The sequence below is a fragment of the Paenarthrobacter sp. AMU7 genome (assembly GCF_041200195.1).
Classification (GTDB): domain Bacteria; phylum Actinomycetota; class Actinomycetes; order Actinomycetales; family Micrococcaceae; genus Arthrobacter.
Window position 1 is genome coordinate 2,143,794 of sequence record NZ_CP165735.1, and the last position, 16,567, is coordinate 2,160,360.

The 16,567-nt window shown below is 61.3% G+C and carries 14 protein-coding genes; 4 read left to right on the forward strand and 10 right to left on the reverse strand.

The features are described from left to right. Positions 1–12 precede the first annotated feature (12 nt). Entirely contained in the window at positions 13–633 is a 621-nt protein-coding gene (locus ABQM86_RS09825; RefSeq protein WP_369746500.1) for a glycoside hydrolase family 3 C-terminal domain-containing protein, read from the forward strand. Positions 634–796: 163 nt separating this feature from the next. On the opposite strand, the gene ABQM86_RS09830 is transcribed toward ABQM86_RS09825, so the two are convergent. The 3 genes from ABQM86_RS09830 to ABQM86_RS09840 are packed head-to-tail and all read right to left on the reverse strand — an operon-like array spanning position 797 to position 3,431. After that, positions 797–1,369 (reverse strand): flavin reductase family protein, encoded by a 573-nt coding sequence (locus ABQM86_RS09830; RefSeq protein WP_369746501.1) that lies wholly within the window; start codon positions 1,367–1,369, stop codon positions 797–799. A 2-nt stretch (positions 1,370–1,371) separates the two neighbouring features. Continuing rightward, the gene (locus ABQM86_RS09835) at positions 1,372–2,418 is read right to left on the reverse strand and encodes a methionine synthase (RefSeq protein WP_207597281.1); all 1,047 of its coding nucleotides are present in this window, start codon (positions 2,416–2,418) and stop codon (positions 1,372–1,374) included. Between the two features lie 20 nt (positions 2,419–2,438). Beyond that, positions 2,439–3,431 carry a DUF1852 domain-containing protein gene (locus ABQM86_RS09840; RefSeq protein WP_207597282.1) on the reverse strand — a complete coding sequence of 331 codons (993 nt, stop codon included), beginning with the start codon at positions 3,429–3,431 and terminating at the stop codon, positions 2,439–2,441. A 120-nt stretch (positions 3,432–3,551) separates the two neighbouring features. Between ABQM86_RS09840 and ABQM86_RS09845 the strand changes: the two genes are divergently transcribed. Next, positions 3,552–4,493 (forward strand): LysR family transcriptional regulator, encoded by a 942-nt coding sequence (locus ABQM86_RS09845; protein WP_207597283.1) that lies wholly within the window; start codon positions 3,552–3,554, stop codon positions 4,491–4,493. 1,067 nt (positions 4,494–5,560) lie between these two features. Here the strand turns inward: ABQM86_RS09845 and ABQM86_RS09850 are convergent. Next, the gene (locus ABQM86_RS09850) at positions 5,561–6,532 is read right to left on the reverse strand and encodes a helix-turn-helix domain-containing protein (RefSeq protein WP_369746502.1); all 972 of its coding nucleotides are present in this window, start codon (positions 6,530–6,532) and stop codon (positions 5,561–5,563) included. A gap of 186 nt (positions 6,533–6,718) precedes the next feature. Here ABQM86_RS09850 and ABQM86_RS09855 point away from each other — a divergent pair, with 186 nt between their 5' ends. Continuing rightward, a complete protein-coding gene (locus ABQM86_RS09855) occupies positions 6,719–7,753 on the forward strand; it encodes a carbon-nitrogen hydrolase family protein (RefSeq protein ID WP_369746503.1) in 1,035 nt (344 codons plus the stop codon). Positions 7,754–8,250: 497 nt separating this feature from the next. Here ABQM86_RS09855 and ABQM86_RS09860 read toward each other — a convergent pair whose 3' ends face one another. The 3 genes from ABQM86_RS09860 to ABQM86_RS09870 form a co-directional block, all read right to left on the reverse strand. Then, complete coding sequence (locus ABQM86_RS09860; protein WP_369746504.1) at positions 8,251–9,537, reverse strand: PLP-dependent aminotransferase family protein; 1,287 nt, start codon at positions 9,535–9,537, stop codon at positions 8,251–8,253. 257 nt (positions 9,538–9,794) lie between these two features. After that, positions 9,795–10,601, reverse strand: a complete 807-nt coding sequence (locus ABQM86_RS09865; protein WP_369746505.1) for an amino acid ABC transporter ATP-binding protein — start codon at positions 10,599–10,601, stop codon at positions 9,795–9,797. After that, positions 10,598–11,569 carry an amino acid ABC transporter permease gene (locus ABQM86_RS09870; RefSeq protein WP_207597287.1) on the reverse strand — a complete coding sequence of 324 codons (972 nt, stop codon included), beginning with the start codon at positions 11,567–11,569 and terminating at the stop codon, positions 10,598–10,600. The genes ABQM86_RS09865 and ABQM86_RS09870 overlap by 4 nt, the downstream gene beginning before the upstream one ends. 454 nt (positions 11,570–12,023) lie before the next feature. Here ABQM86_RS09870 and speB point away from each other — a divergent pair, with 454 nt between their 5' ends. After that, complete coding sequence (gene speB, locus ABQM86_RS09875; RefSeq protein ID WP_369746506.1) at positions 12,024–12,998, forward strand: agmatinase; 975 nt, start codon at positions 12,024–12,026, stop codon at positions 12,996–12,998. A gap of 282 nt (positions 12,999–13,280) precedes the next feature. Here the strand turns inward: speB and ABQM86_RS09880 are convergent, their stop codons facing one another. Genes ABQM86_RS09880 through ABQM86_RS09890 form a run of 3 tightly spaced genes read right to left on the reverse strand, consistent with a single transcriptional unit; the run spans position 13,281 to position 16,550 of the window. Continuing rightward, positions 13,281–14,381 carry a low specificity L-threonine aldolase gene (locus ABQM86_RS09880; RefSeq protein WP_369746507.1) on the reverse strand — a complete coding sequence of 367 codons (1,101 nt, stop codon included), beginning with the start codon at positions 14,379–14,381 and terminating at the stop codon, positions 13,281–13,283. Positions 14,382–14,409: 28 nt separating this feature from the next. Further along, positions 14,410–15,150, reverse strand: coding sequence for an SDR family NAD(P)-dependent oxidoreductase (locus ABQM86_RS09885; RefSeq protein WP_369746508.1), 741 nt, complete (start codon positions 15,148–15,150; stop codon positions 14,410–14,412). Further along, the gene (locus ABQM86_RS09890; RefSeq protein ID WP_369746509.1) at positions 15,147–16,550 is read right to left on the reverse strand and encodes a DUF6421 family protein; all 1,404 of its coding nucleotides are present in this window, start codon (positions 16,548–16,550) and stop codon (positions 15,147–15,149) included. Before ABQM86_RS09890 ends, ABQM86_RS09885 begins: the two co-directional genes overlap by 4 nt. Positions 16,551–16,567: the final 17 nt, after the last annotated feature.

Here is a 16,567-nt window from a genome sequence, read left to right on the forward strand (position 1 = left end):
ACCGACGAATCCGTGCGACGGTTGCTGAAGGCCGTCGTGGGCAACGCCGAATTCCGTGAGGAGGGCCTCAAAGCACAGAGCCGCTCCGTGGTGGCTCTTAAAACTGCAGCGGGTGTCTTTCCTCTGAGGTCCTCGACGCGGGTCTACGTGGAAGGGATGTCCCCTGATGCCCTCGCTGATTGTGCTGTCATCGCAACTGCTCCGGACGATGCCGACGTCGCGATTGTCCGTCTCGATGCCCCTTACGAGCCACGAAATGATCTGTTCCTTGAGGCGATGTTCCACGCCGGGAGCCTGGATTTCGATGCCGCCACCGTTGCGCATACTGAAGAACTCGCCTCGAAAGCACCCGTGGTCCTTGTGATGAACCTCGACCGTCCGGCGATACTCACGCCGCTGGAACCGCACTATACGGCTCTCTTGGCCACGTTAGGAATCTCCGACGAAGCCCTCGTGCGGGTGCTGGCTGGCAAGGTAAATCCCGAAGGCCGGCTTCCCTTTGAATTGCCCCGATCAACTCAAGCCGTCCTGGAGGCCCACAGCGATGAACCAGGCGGCACCCGGGATCCTCTGTACACGTACGGGCATGGACTGGGTGGCGTGGCTGTTCCCGCATGTGAGACGGACGGTTGATCTCCAGCAACCGAAGGCGAACCGAAGCGTCGCATGCGTGCAGACCAGGGGGCCCTTCAGGAAGTCGATGGACGCGCCGATGTTAAGGAGGACGACGGCGGGAGTTATGCTCCCGCCGTCGCGCGCCGTTCTGCTTTGCTGCCTCGCATTGTTGGCGCGGCATTCAGCCTTCGTGCTTGGAATGCTCGCCCAGACGGTGCCATGAGCGGTTGTGGTAGACCAGAGCGTCGCCGGCTTCGCCCGCTTGGACGTCACGCATCACGCGGGACTCCAGGGCGTGAACGGCGATGATGGTGGAAGTCCCCACCTCCATGCGATTGATGACGGCGCAGCGCACCCACGCCCGTACATCCTCATAAACCGCTTCGCCGGTGGCAAGGGTCGACCAGCGGTGCGTCTGGTCAAAGCGGTCGGCGCCGGGGGTCGCTCCAAACTTCGCCAAGTCGATGTCGTGCGCGTCCAACAGGTGCACGACGACGGTTTCGGCGCGTGAAAGCACCTCAGAGGCAGAGGACAGTGCCGAGACCGAGAAAATCAGCAACGGAGGTTCCGCACTCACTGACACGACCGACGATACCGTCAGTGCCACCGGTCCTTCGCCGGCATCCGCCGTGATGACGGCGACACCTCCCGGGTGGCCACGGAACAGTGCTTTGAATTCGTCGGCCGAGAGGGAGGACGGGAAGCTTTGCTTCGGAGCCTCGACCCAAGTGTCTGGGGGGTAGGCGTGAAACATGGTTATGACACCCGGGGGACGGAGCGGGCGAGTTCCTCGCGAATGATGTTCGTTCCTGCGCTGAGAGCACTCAGCTTGGCCAGTGCGACGTCGCGGGGGAACGGTGCCATGCCGCAGTTGGAGCTGGGGATGAGCTTGTCCGCATCGACGAACTGCAGGGCCTTGCGGAGGGTGTCGGCAACCTCCTCCGGGGTCTCGATGGTCTCGCTTGCGACGTCGATTGCCCCGAGCATGACTTTCTTGCCGCGGAGGAGCTCGATGAGGTCCATGGGCACGTGGGAGTTCTGGGATTCCAGCGAGATGATGTCGATGCTGGAGTTCTGAAGCAGCGGGAACGTTTCCTCGTACTGCCGCCACTGTGAGCCGAGCGTCGCCTTCCAGTCGGTATTGGCCTTGATGCCGTAGCCGTAGCAGATATGCACGGCCGTCTCCGCACGCAGTCCCTCTGCCGCTCTCTCCAGCGCAGCCACGCCCCAGTCCTTGACCTCATCGAGGAAGACATTGAACGCGGGCTCATCGAACTGGATGATGTCCACCCCGGCCGCCTCCAGCTCTTTCGCCTCCTGGTTCAGGATCGCGGCGAACTCCCACGCCAGCTTCTCGCGGCTCTTGTAGTGGTCATCGAAGAGCGTGTCCACCATCGTCATTGGACCGGGAAGAGTCCATTTGATCGGCCGGTCGGTGGTTGCGCGGAGGAACTTGGCGTCATCGACGAATACCGGCCGCTCGCGGCGCACTGCTCCGACGACGGTCGGCACGCTTGCGTCGTAGCGGTCGCGGATGCGCACGGTCTTGCGCTGTTCAAAGTCGACCCCGCTGAGATGCTCGATGAAGGTGGTGACGAAGTGCTGGCGGGTTTGCTCGCCGTCGCTGACGATGTCGATGCCGCGTCGGGTCTGTTCGTGGATGGCGATGCGCAGAGCATCCTGCTTGCCCTCGAGCAGCTCATCTCCCCCCAGTTTCCACGGGGACCAAAGAGTTTCCGGCTGTGCGAGCCACGATGGTTTCGGCAGGCTTCCGACAACGGTGGTGGGCAAAAGTGTGTTCATGATTGACGATTCTCCGTGGGTCAGTTGACGAGAGCGGGGTATTTGGCGGTCCACCGGTCCAATAGATCCTTGTGGGGAGTGATGAAGTGCTCCTCCGTGTACTTAGCCTGCTTGATCGCGAGCTGACTGCGCTCGACGCGGTCGTAGGCGATCTGGGTCCGTGAGTAGTCCTGCTCTCCCAGGCTCGGCTGGTAGACGACGGCGGCGGCGGAGTTCGCGTTGTAGACCTCCGGGCGGTAGATCTTCTGGAATGTTTCCATGGTGCTGATCGTGCCGATGAGCTGCAGGTTGGAGTAGTCGTTGAGCAGGTCGCCGCGGAAATAGAAGGCGAGCGGGGCAACGCTGCCGCGTGGCATGAAGTAGCGGACCTGCAGCCCCATCTTTGCGAAGTACGCGTCCGTCAGCGAGAATTCGTCCTGCTGGTACTCGACGCCCAGGACCGGGTGATGGTTCTCCGTTCGCCGGTACGTCTTGCTCGTGGAGACGCTGATGCACACCACTGGCGGTTGCGGGAAGCGTTCCTTGCATGCGGGGGAGTCGAGGAATTGCTGGAACAGTTTGCCGTGCAGATCGCCGAAGTCCTCGGGAACGGTGGGCTTGCCTGACTCTGCTGCTGCCGCTGGCAGTACGACGCTGAAGTCGAAGTCACGGACGTAGGAGGAGAAATTGTTCCCGACGATCCCTTGGTGACGGACCCCATTCAGCTGGTCGACGATCTGGATGTCGAGAACCTCGAACAGCGGGAACTGCTGATCAGTGCCTTCCGCGGTGAACTCAATCTGCACGGAAACGATCTCAAGCGCGAGGGTGTAGCGGTCCCGGTCCGGGTTGTCCCAGCTTGCGAGATCGTTGAAGCGGCGCCGAATCATGGTCAAGGCGTTCCGGAGGTTCTCCTGGCGGTGCTCGCCCCGTGCCAGGTTGGCGAAATTCGTGGTGATCCGCGAGCCTTCCGACGGTGAGTAATCCTCGTCGAAGGGGGTCGTGGTGATGCTGAAGGTGAAGTCGTCTGCCATGTGCTGCCAATCCGTTGATGGGCCGGAGACGGCCTTTCAGAAGGTGATGTATCCATGGTGCAACCTACCGACGGGTATCGGGTAACTAGGCGTTACTATGCATTCATATAGAATCTTCCTATGGCCCAGATTTCGAGCGGATTGACGCTGCAGCAGCTCCGCTACTTCATCGAAGTTGCAGCTGAGGGGTCGATCTCCGCGGCAGCCGATCTTCTCTACGTAGCCCAGCCGACAATGTCCGCCGCGATGAAGGACCTTGAGGCGCGGGTGGGCCGTGCGCTCCTGGTTCGCTCCGCCCGCGGAGTCACCCTCACCGCCGACGGAGTCGAGTTCCTCGGCTACGCGCGGCAGGTAGTGGAGCAGTTTGCTCTCCTCGAGCAGCGCTACCTTGGCAGGCCACCACGGCGACGTCTGCTCGGGGTGTCAACGCAGCACTACTCGTTCGCGGTGGACGCCTTCGTCCGGATGGTCAAGGCCACTGACGTGGCCGAATACGAGTTCTCACTGCGTGAGTCACGCACCTGGGACATCATCGAGGATGTCCGGACGCTCCGCAGCGAAATAGGCATTCTCTACCGGAACGATTTCAACCGGAAGATCATCGACAAGCTGCTCCGGGAGTCCGGGCTCGCGTTCACTCCGCTTTTCCTCGCCGATCCGCACATTTTCATTTCAAGGAAAAACCCGCTCGCCTCAAAGAAGCGTGCGACTCTCGCCGATCTCGCCGGCTTGCCGCGGCTCACCTTCGATCAAGGTGCGAACAACTCCTTCTACTTCGCCGAGGAGATTCTCTCCACCTTGTCCAGCAAACAGGAGATCCGGGTCTCTGACCGTGCGACGATCTTCAACCTCATGATCGGGCTCCACGGCTACACGATCTCGACCGGCATCATCAGCGGGCAGCTCGACCCGGAAATCGTCGCCATCCCGCTCGACGTTGATGAACGCATCGAGATCGGCTGGATAGGCCACGCAGCGATTCCACTCACCGACCAAGCGCAGCGCTATCTGAAGGAATTGCGGGCCGTCGTGGCGGAGTTCGGCGTGGCGCTGATCGACTGACTGCAGCTGGGTGGGCGGGTCTTTACCCTTCAGTGATTGGAGGTAGTTGTTTCAGGCGAGCGGGCTGCAGGTGTCGTATATGCCCGACTTCGTCGTTGGCATGGCCGGCGCGGGCGCCAGCGAGGAAAACGTCCTGTTCCAGGTGGTGGCGGGGCCAGTCCGAGGACGTCACGCCGGGCTTGTAAGGCCGCGGTGCCTTCGCCTGTCTGTTGCTTGCTACCGGAATCTGCCCTCTCTTTGCCCTTTGCTCTCAAAGACTTCCTTTACCGCCTTATGTATCCCCCTGTGCTTCCGGTGCAACTTTCGTCCAGTCGCCCGGGGCGAGAGCTTGAATCTCGTTGAAGAGTTTTATGTAGTTCGGGCTTGTTCTGGTCCCATGGTCTGCTCCACGGTGCTGGTAGGGAATCCGTGACGGGAGTGGTCCTGCACCCTGCAAGGAGCAGAGGAAGGACCGCCGTGGCGGGAAGGGCACGCCAGTAATGACGGCCTTTCGGGGTCATTGTTTCCTGGAGCTGGTGTTATGTGGTCCTCTCTGGGTCCGTCCGGTAGGTCGTGGTTGGCCCACACCTCTACATGCGTAGGGATGCTGCGCACGATATGACTTTGGGAACTTGCACTAAGGATCCTGACTTCGGTTCTTTCGTCGGGCGAGGAAACAAACGGGTCTTGGCCGTGTCGTCGGAGCGCACTGCGAAATCAAGCCGGACGCGGGCTCAACGCAGACGACCGCTCCCCAGCGGTGCCTACGGAACATTGCAGCTCGCGACATTGCAGCTCGCGCGAATGTCGGCTGAGCACGCCGACGCGGACCAGTCTGCCGATAAGCGCACATATGTCGCGACGGAGAGCATACGGCAAGTTCCGCCTGCCATTAACGGCAGCGCTATACCGCGTCCGACTGCTGCACTTACGGTTCAGAAAACGTATGGGAACCGCGTCGCCGCTCGGCGTAGGGCTTCCACCGGCTTCAAGAATGGCACTTGGACCGATGTACTCGACCACTGGAAGTGTTGCCAGCAGTCCTGCCCACCGCGCTCACCGCGATTCAGATTAGGAGCAAGTGGCAACTACTGGGTCGAAGGGGGTGTGAAAGGGGATTCGGCTATCGGTCGAAGCAATTGCGAGGGCGCATGCCCATACCGCTGGCGGAAGGCCCGGCTGAAGTGTGCGGGGTCTGAGAATCCCCACGATAGGGACAAGTCCGTCAGCGTGCCGTCATAGCTCCCGGTCAACAAGGTCTCCCGGATCCGGTTCAGACGTTGCTGCCAGACCCAGCCCATCACTGTCTCGCCGTCCGCTGCGAAGGCGCGGTGGATGCTGCTCGGAGACAGGTGAAGCTCTCTTGCGATGGATTTGATGCTCAGGGACTCGTCGCCGAGGTTTTCGAGGATATGGGCTTGCACGAGCTTGCGCCGGGAGACTCGCTGCGCGTCCGGGACGCAGCGGGCGAGGCCGCCCAGGCCGGCAACAATCAGATGCTCCACGCCCTGGGAGACTGATAAAGAGACATCCGAGGGCAGAACGTCAATATCGTTCGCCAGGAACTGCACTGTATTTACCAGCAGACGTGCAGCCCCTGGATCCGCGTTTACTGCCAATGCGGTGAGTCTGGCAGCTTCGGGTAAATGTCGCTCCAACGCAATTCGTGGAAGGCGGAGCACAAGTTGCTCAAAGTGGCCGGTCAGCAGCAGCGAATACGGTCGGGTGGTGTCATAGAGCGCGAATCCGCCGTCGTGGAGGGCGGCCGAGCGGCCTCCCTGGGTTACCAAGCATGAGCCTTCGGTTTGGATGCCCACGAGATAGTAGTCGTCGGTGGAAGCGTCGATGGCAGCTGGTGTGCGGTGGACGGATTGCGCGGAAGCACGGACACGGGCCAAATCAAGCGATGCCAGAGTCTGGACGGTTATCTCACCATCTATGGACTCGCGGCCGTCACCCGCCTTGCAGTCGAGGTCAACGAAAGTATCAGAAACGGCCTCCGTCCAGAACGAAACACTGTTCCGGGGAGACACCGCCACTGTGCTCACAACCTTGGCCATGCCCCATCTTATCGCCGCCCTGCGCCAACTCTGGGGCCGGTTTGCCGAGGCCGATGGGGGTGCGTGCAACGTGACATACGCAGTCAACGTTCCTGCGATTCTCGATCAAGAATCCTTGGGAATTGAGACATAACGTGGAAACACATCCACTTCTATGACTCGCATCACATCCTTTAGGAGATCCCAATGAACCACGCCCAGTTCAAAGCATCCGTCGTTCAGGCAGCACCGGCATTCCTCAACCTGGACAAGACCATCGATAAAACGATCGCCCTGATCGAGGACGCGGCACGCAACGGCGCGCAGATGATTGCATTTCCCGAGACCTGGCTCCCGGGGTACCCATGGTACGCCTGGCTCGACGCACCAGCCCTGTGGCTGCCGCAATACACCAAACGCTACTTCGATAATTCCCTTGAGTACGGCACTCCCCAGGCGGAGCGGATCTCGAAGGCAGCCAGGGACAACAACATCATGGTCAGTATGGGCCTGAGCGAACGCCATGGCGGCAGCCTCTACATCGCTCAATGGTTCATTGACAGTGAAGGACAGACCATCGCCCAGCGCCGCAAGCTAAAGCCCACCTACGTGGAGCGCACCATCTTCGGCGAAGGCGATGGAAGCGACTTGGCCGTCTGGGACACCAAGCTGGGGCGCGTCGGCGGGCTCTGCTGCTGGGAGCACCTGCAGCCATTGTCCAAGTACGCCATGTACGCCCAGAACGAGCAGGTGCACGTCGCTGCATGGCCGAGCTTTTCCCTATATGAAGGTGGTGCCTTTGCCCTCGGCCCTGAGGTCAACACCTCCGCCTCGCGCATCTATGCTGTGGAAGGCCAGTGCTTCGTCCTGGCTCCGTGCGCCACCGTGTCCCAGGACATGGTCGACGAGATGTGCGCCACCGACACGCAGAAAGCACTCCTGAAAACCGGCGGCGGACATGCCCGCATCTTCGGACCCGACGGCCGGCAACTCCACGAATCCCTTCCGGACGACCAGGAAGGCCTCGTCTACGCTGAGATAGATCTGGGCCTTATTTCAGCGTCGAAGGCCATTTCCGACCCAGCGGGCCACTACTCCCGCCCCGATGTCACCCAGCTGGTCCTCAACAAAGCTCCTAGGAGAGCCGTCATCGACGCCGTCCTGCCAGCGGATACCGTCCCCAGTCCTGAGCAACTCCGCCACGTAGAAGAACCAGCGCTCCCATTCATGGCGGAACTCTAAATGGCTCCTGACCCCAGCCGTCAGGACCCGGCTATCGAGCATTCCATCCCGATACACCCCACCGTCGAACGGACGCACCCGAAGCGGGCAGGCGATAGCTACACACCGCCCTACCCGCCCTACTCCGCGCGATTCGCAGAAGCAGGTCATTATTGCCTTTTGGGACGACGTCGAGGCTTATGGTCGCTGGTTTAAACAGCACCGTGACGCACTGATCGGTGCTGCTCTGGAGCCCGCCGACTACGGCCGCTCACGGTGACTTCCAATTCGTAGACGCCGGCCATGAAGGTTTGGGGTCGGATAGAGAATTCTCCGGAAGCTTTATGGGCCACGACGTGGAGGCCGTAAAACGGCGTCGGGCCGCCGACCCGTAACCCCCAGTACCCCTCCGGCAATCATTGGTTCAGCCCCACCCGGTCCTTCTTCGCCTGGTTGGAACAGGAAGACGTAGTTTGGCCAGTCCAGGCACTCGGACTTTCCCGGCCGGGCCGCATCCGTCAGAGCTTGATGGCTTCTGCCAAAACTGGGGCCAGGCGGCGGACGCCTTCGGCAATCGTATCGGGCGGCACTGCGCTGAAGGCCAGGCGGAGCTTGTTGGAGGGGCCGTCGGCGGGGGAGAAGGCTGCGCCGGGGATGAAGACGACGCCGGCGTCGATGGCCTTGGCGAGCAAGAGGTACGTGTCCACGCCATGGGGCAGGGTGACCCAGACGAAGAAGCCGCCGGCGGGGCGGGTCCATGTAAGCCCGGCGGGCATGTACTCATCCAGCGCTGAGAGCAGGGCCTCGCACCGCTCCGCGTACAGCGTGCGGTACGTATCGATCTGGCTTTTCCAGTCATAGTCGCGGAGATATGCCGAGACGATCATCTGGTTCAGTGGCGGCGGGCAGAGCGTCACGGCTTCGGAGGCCAGGTAGAAGCGGCGCTGCAGGTGCGCGGGAACCAGTGCCCAGCCGATCCGGAGGCCGGGAGCGAAGATCTTGGAGAAGGAGCCGAGGTAGATGACATCGTCCGGGTTGGCCGCGCGCATCGGGGCGATGGGATGGCCATCGAAACGCAGGAGCCCGTAGGGGTTGTCCTCCAGGACAATGATGTTCGCGTCCCGGCATATATCGACGATCCGTTGCCTGCGTTCGGCGGCCAGGGTGATCCCGGAGGGGTTGTTGAAGTTGGGGATCGTGTAGAGGAATTTGATGTTCTTTCCCTCTGACTGGAGCGCCGCGATCCTGGCCTCAAGAAGCTCAGGTACCAGGCCGTCGTCGTCCATGTCGATCGGTGCCACCTCGACTTGGTATGCCTCGAACGTGTTCAAGGCCCCCACATAGGTGGGGTTTTCCACCAGGACCACATCGCCGGGGTTGCAGAAGACCTTGGTGGCCACATCCTGCGCCGACTGTGAGCCGGCGGTGATGACCACATTGCCGGGATCAGCGTCGGTGATGCCCTCTGCCGCCATGATGTCGCAGATCTGGGCACGGAGCTCTTCGGTGCCCTGGCCGCCGCCGTACTGCAGGGCCGTCATGCCTTCCTCGGCGATGATGCGGGCTGCGGTCTGGCCGAGCTTCTCCAACGGCAGCGACTGCAGGTAGGGGTTGCCCCCGGCGAGTGAGACAAGGCCGGGCCGCATGGAGATGTCGAAGACATCGCGAACGGCGGATTGCTTGATGTTGGCGGCCCGCGCGGAGAACAGTTCCTCGTGCGGGTGGGCGGCCGTGGCGGCCCGCTCAATGGCGTCGATGGCTTCAGCGGGCAGCGTTGCGCCGGCATCCAATGTTTCGTGGGTCATTCGTCTCCAATACTGGGGTCTCCGGCGTGTTCGCGGGTGTCCTGGTGCCCTTGCCTGACGGCCTGTTGCGTCAGTGCAAGTGGTCGTCTGGTCCCACGCCAGGTGCTTCATGTTGTTCTTCATATGTTGTCAGCCCGGGTGTCTGGCTCGTGTTCGTTGGCGGTACAGCTAGGGGAATGCGCTCCGGTTCTGATCCCAGCCTGACGCCGGGATCAGAACCGGAAAGCGCACCGCAGGTCATTCCAGCCCGGGCTGCGTCAGAGTACTTTGCTCAGGAAGTTGATTGTCCGTTCCTGTTGGGGGTTTGCGATGACGTCTCTGGGATCGCCGGATTCGACGACCACGCCGCCGTCCATGAAGGTCAGGGTGTCGCCGACTTCCCGGGCAAAGCCGATTTCATGGGTCACGACGACCATGGTCATTCCGGACTTTGCCAGGTCTTTCATGACCGTCAGGACGTCTCCCACGAGCTCGGGGTCCAAGGCTGAAGTGGGTTCATCGAACAGCATCAGTTCAGGTTCCATGGCCAAGGCCCGGGCGATGGCTACTCGTTGCTGCTGGCCCCCGGAGAGCTGCGCGGGGTAGTAGTCGGCCCGGGAGGCCAGCCCAACCCTGTCCAAAAGTTGCAAGGCTTTGCGTTTGGCGGTGATTTTGGGCTGGTCTTTGACATGGACTGGAGCTTCGATGACATTTTCGAGTGCGGTTTTGTGCCCGAACAGGTTGAAGCGCTGGAACACCATGCCGATGTTGCGGCGTTGGCGTGCGATGTCCTTAACGTTCAGTTGATGGAGCCTACCGTCCTTCTCTTTGTAGCCGACAAGTTCATCATCGACGTAGATCCGGCCGGCGCTGATGCTCTCCAGCTGGTTGATGCACCGGAGCAGTGTCGACTTCCCGGAACCCGATGGCCCGATGAGAACAGCGACTTCACCTTCTTTCACGGTCATATCGATGCCTTGAAGCACGTGGTGGTGACCGTAGAACTTGTGCAGTCCCTCGATTCTGACCAAGGGGGTGGTCGTCTGGGCCGACGACTTGGTGGTTTGGGCATGGCCTGAAGTCATCGTCCGCTCTCCTCAATAATCTCAGCGGTTTTCGCCGTGGTGTTCGCTTTGGCTGCTTTCAGTGCCGCAGGATTCACTGCGACGGGAGCGAGGTTGTCGATGCCTTTGCCGTAGTGCCTCTCGATGAAGTGCTGGCCGACCATGAGGAGGCTGGTGATGAAGAGGTACCAGGTGGCGGACACGATGAGCAGCGGAATGGGAAGGTATGTGCGATTGGCGAGGGAATTTGTAACGAACGTCAGGTCAAGGGTGAAAGGAACAGCCAGGACAAGTGATGTGGTCTTGAGCATTCCGATGGTTTCATTACCTGTCGGTGGGACGATGACGCGCATTGCCTGGGGCAGGATAATGCGCCACATGATCTTCGCCCTCCTCATGCCCAGGGCTTCCGCTGCTTCCATTTGGCCCTTGTCCACGGACTTCAAACCCGCCCGGAAAATTTCGGCCAGGTAGGCCGATTCGTTCAGTCCGAGTCCGAGGACTGCCGCCCAGAATGCTGTGAGTACGTCCTGGGTGGTGAAGCTGAAGAGCTCCGGCCCGAAGGGAACGCCGACCGCGATTTTTGGGTAAAGCACGGCGACGAGTCCCCAGAAGATGAGTTGGGTGTATACGGGGGTACCGCGGAAAAACCAGACCCAGAACCATGAGGTCCACCTCAGTATGGGGTTATCTGATTGGCGCATGAATGCAAGCAGTATGGCCAAGCCAACGGCCAGAGCCATGGACAGAACTGTGAGGAGCAGCGTCCACCCGACGCCTCGGATCACATTGATGTCCAAGAGGTACAGCCCGACGGTCTCCCAATGGAATTGGGGGTTGGTTGCCAGGTTTTGGCCGATCAGGATCATCACTAGAACGAGGATGCCTGCGCCGATCCACCGACCAGGGTGCCGCACCGGGATTGCGTCGATTAATGCCGGGGCTGTCGCCGTACCGGACACGGAGGGTTCAGCTGTTTGCGTTCTCATGACGCACCTGCCGCATCGTCGAGGGAAGCAGACCGACCTTGTGGTTGGTTGCTGTCCATACCAACGGCGCTGAATGAACGGGCCAGGGGCGCTGTCATGCAAGGCGCTGTCGCCGGCACGCTTAGCGTGTGGACGGTCAAAACCGTACCGAAGGGCCTGGAGGTTGGAATCATGCTCTGCCTTACTTAGGAGGTACATATCGCGGAGAAACGTGCCGGACTTGGATCCTGGCCATCGCCTGCCCCAACCATAAAAAGAATGTGGCTCAGGTCACGCGAGCCCTAATTTTTCTGTGCCTCAACGGCTCAGGGGTGGGTTCAGCCTCAGAAATTGCTGTGACGGGAAGCGCTACGCCTTTGCGGCGTGCCACGATTCAGCAGCATGCCCGGCGGTTGATTTAGTTCCTGGTCACAACCAGTGACAGGCGCCGTGGCCTGAAGAAGAGAGGAAACCAATGACGAGCACGTCAGAAATCGTCGGGCAACGGCACGATCCCGAGGCGCCCAGGTACGCAGGAATCGCGACCTTCGCCCTGCTTCCCAGGCTGGAAGAAGTCCCAAGGGCAGATGTGGCCGTGGTGGGCATCCCGTTCGATTCCGGTACGAGCTTCCGGCCCGGAGCGCGGTTTGGCCCGGCCCACATCCGCGAAAATTCCCGCCAGCTGCATCCGTACCACCAGATCCACGATGCTTACCCGTTCCGTGACCAGCAGGTCGTCGACGCCGGCGACATCGCTGTCGGACCGTACGGAATCGAACGGGCTGTCACGTCGATCCAGGCGGGAGCGGAAAAGCTGACATCCCAAGGCACCCGGATCGTGGCACTTGGTGGTGACCACACGATAGCTTTGCCGTTGCTGAGGGCGGCTGCGGCGCAGCATGGACCACTGGCCGTGCTTCACTTCGATGCCCACTTGGACACCTGGGACGTACTGCACGGAGAATCAATCTGGCACGGCTCCCCCTTCCGTCGCGCGGCCGAAGAAGGACTGATGGATCTGAATCGATGCCAGCACGTAGGCATCCGCGGCGGAGTCTACGATCCAAGCGAGCTGGACGACGACCGTCAAGCCGGGTTCGAGATCGTCCGCAGCGAAGAGTTCCAGGAACGTTCGATTCCCAGCATCGTGGAGCAGGTACGTGGCCGTCTCGGCACGGGGCCCGTGTACATCTCCGTGGACATCGATGTTCTCGACCCCGCACACGCCCCGGGCACAGGGACCCCGGAGGTCGCCGGCATCAACACCCGGGAATTCTTCACCGTCCTGCGGAAATTGCGCGGGCTCAACATCGTCGGTGCAGACGTTGTCGAAGTTGCGCCGGCGTACGACCATGCAGGCGTCACGGGCTTGGCAGCAGCCCACACGGCATGGGAACTCATCACGCTCATGGGCCTTCGGGACACCTCCGGCGGGGAACCCAACTCCTGACGTGACGTTGGTTGCCAGCTCTGCTGGCAGCGAGGCGGCGGACCGAATCTTCGGCCCGCCGCCTTTGTCGTCTCTCCAGGTCCCGATCCGTCAAAGCCCTTGGTCCAAGGCTGCGCCTCCACCTGGACTGTTCACTCAAATGGCCCCGGCACGAGCCGGGGCCAAGGCCAGCATCATCGCGGCGGATGTGGGGGATCCCAATAAACATAGGAGCCCACGGCCGGTTTATCCGGTCGTGGGCTCCTATGTTGAGGTGGGGCAGCGCGCAGCTGGGCGCCGCGCCTACAAGGTACCGTGCTGAACTTGGACGGCTGCGCCGACTGCCGCGAGTAAATCGTCCACGTCTGCCGCCGTGGTGTCGAAGGCAGTCATCCAGCGTACTTCTCTGCGTGCCGCATCCCAGTCGTAGAACCTGTACCGTTGCCGCAGTGTTTCGGCTGCCCCCGGTGGCAGGACGGCCAGAACAGCGTTAGCCTGCGTTGACTGGGACAGGTGCACGGCCGGGTTGCCCTCCACTCCTGCGCGCAGCCGCGCGGCCATGGCGTTGGCTTGCGCAGCTGACCGGTACCAAAGGTCCGATTCGTAAAGGGCGATGAGCTGCGCCGAAACGAATCGCATTTTTGATGCCAGCTGCATGTTCAGTTTCCGCAGGTACTTGACGCCCGCGACGGCATCCGGATTGAGGACGACAACTGCTTCCCCAAAGACCATCCCGTTCTTCGTCCCGCCCAGGGAGAGCACGTCGACTCCGGCTGCGGTGGTGAAGTCGTGGAAGGGACGCTGCAGGTGGGCGGCGGCATTGGACAAGCGTGCGCCGTCCAGATGCAGCAGCATTCCCCGCTCATGGACGAAATCAGCGATTTCCTTGATCTCCCCGGCCTGGTAGGCCGTACCGAATTCGGTCGTTTGCGTGATGGACACCGCAAGGGGCTGGGCCCGGTGTTCATCACCCCAACCCCACGCTTCCTGTTCGATCAGTTCGGGGGTGAGTTTGCCGTCACTGGTAGGTACCGGCAACAACTTCAGCCCACCGATCCGCTCGGGGGCCCCGTTCTCATCGGTGTTGATATGGGCCGAAGCGGCGCAGATAACTGCTCCCCAGCGGGGCAGCATGGACTGCAGCGCCAGGACGTTCGCCCCGGTGCCGTTGAACACGGGGAAGGCCTGGACTTTTGGCCCGAAATGCTGCCGCATGACGTGCTGGAGACGCTCGGTGTAAACGTCCTCTCCGTAGGCGGGCTGGTGGCCCTCGTTGGCTTGGATCAAAGCTGCCAGCACTTCCGGGTGCGCCCCGGCATAGTTGTCTGAGGCAAAGTTGCGCAGACCGGCATCATGCAGGGGCCGTCCCGGGTGAAGGGCTGTGGTGAGTTCTGTAACTGACATGGATGTCCTTCCGAGTACCGGCCAGCGGCTAGATCAGGTGCTGCCGGGTCCCGTTCAAACTCCCGGCATCCGCGTCAAAGAGTGCCGTGACGTGTTCGGCAAGTTCCTGCACATCGGTGTAGCCGGGGAAGGCACGGTGTGGCGCAGCCTCACGCATGGCGTCATCGACCAGTGCCTTGACGACGAAGACCACTGCCGCTGACTTCTGTCCGACGGGTTCTGCCTTGTTGCCTGTTTGGCTCTGGTGGAAGCCATCGGCGACACCCAGAACCCAAGCCTCGGAGGCTGCCTTGATCGCAGAATAGGCGGCGCCACCAGCGGTCGGTTTCTGTGCCGTCACAGAGGAGACGATCGCCAGACGCCCTTTGTCAGACGATTCAAGATCTTCGTAGAAAGCCCGGGAAGTATTCCGGAGCGTGGTGAGCACGCTGGTGTGCAGAACGTCCCAGTCCTGATCCTGCTGGCCAGTGATGCCATCCCCGCCACGCCATCCACCAACGAGATGGATCAGCCCATCGACAGGGCCGACGTCCGCGCGGACAGCCCGGGCGAAGGTGTCGACCTCCGCAGGGTCGGCAAGGTTGCAGACGTAGGGTGTGACCTCCTGATACTCCTGCGCGAGGGCCCTGACGCCGGCTTCGTTGACGTCGACGGCGGCGATCCTGGCCCCCTGTGCTGCCAAAGATTTCACGACAGCCCGTCCGGCGGCACTCGTGGAACCTGCCACCACCACGTTCAGGTTTGTACGTATTGCCGTGGGGGCGCTCATGCCGCGGTCGCTTCAGAGGTTGTCTGCGCTGTTTCGCCGGTGATGCCGGACGTGGAGGAAATGACGTCCCTCATCTTCTTCTCGAGCGCCTCATAGAACATTGAGTGAGGGAACTCGTCATTGAGGACCAGATCAGTCAGACCACGCGGTGGGCCCTCCAGGGGCAGCGCTTCAGGGCCCTTGGCCCAGATTGAGGCCGGGTGAGGCGTTACGGTCGCCGAGATCAATTCGTAGGCAGCCAGCCAGTGGGCTGTTTTGGGACGATCGATTGAACGCCAGTACAGGTCTTCGATTTCCTGTCCGAGGGCGATGACGACCTGGGCGGCACCATCCCAGTCGATGGTCAGTTTGGTGTCCGTCCAGTGCAGAACGTGGTGCTGGTGCATCCAGGCGAACAGCAGCTGGCCACCGAGCCCGTCATAATTGCGAACGCGGCTGCCGGTCATGGCGAACCTGAAGATCCTGTCGAAGATCACAGCGTACTGGACGAGCTTGGCATGTTTGCGCGCTTCCGAAGAAGCGTTCTCGTCCTTTTCGATCCTTACAGACTCGCGGAACGCGGTGAGGTCGCAGCGCAGCTCTTCGAGGGTGTAGAGGAAGAAGGGCATTCGCTGCTTGATCATGAACGGGTCGAAGGGAAGGTCCCCGCGCATGTGCGTCCGGTCATGAATCAGGTCCCACATTACGAAGGTGGACTCGGTCAGGTGCTGGTCATCCAGCAGGCTTGCAGCGTCTTCGGGCAAATCCAGCCGGGTGATCTCCGCTGCTGAACGCAGAACGCGCCGGAACCTTGCCGCTTCACGGTCGGCGAAGATGGCACCCCAGGTGAACTGCGGTGTTGTCCTGACAGCGACGGATTCGGGGAAGAGCACTGCCGAATTGGTGTCGTAGCCAGGGGTAAAGTCGATGAACCGAATCGGCAGGAACAGGGGGTTGGAGTAGTCTCCGGTTTCGAGTTCGTCGATGAACTCGGGCCAAACAACTTCAATCAGAACTGCCTCCACAAAACGGTTGCTGCTGCCGTTCTGCGTGTACATCGGGAAGACCACAAGGTGACGCACGCCGTCGGCCCTGTGCTGCTGAGGCTGGAAAGCCTGGAGGGCGTCAAGGAAGTCGGGCACTTCAAAACCAGCCTCTTCCCACCCTGCGAAAGCGTCCTGCACCTGTTCCAGATACTCCGCGTCGTGTGGAAACTGCGGAGCCAGTTCTGCGAGGGACTTCCGGATGGTCGCGGTAAGCCGTTTGGCTGTTACCTTGTCTTCCGGCTCGGGCACGGAACCGTCCTGGATTTGGATGAGTTGGAAGTCTGTAGCGGCCTGCTTGAGCGCCAACCAGGCGGGAAGCTCACGTAACTGGGCGGTGGACAACGTCACAGCGGCGGAACGTGTGGTCGTGGACATGCCATTCCTTTCAGAGG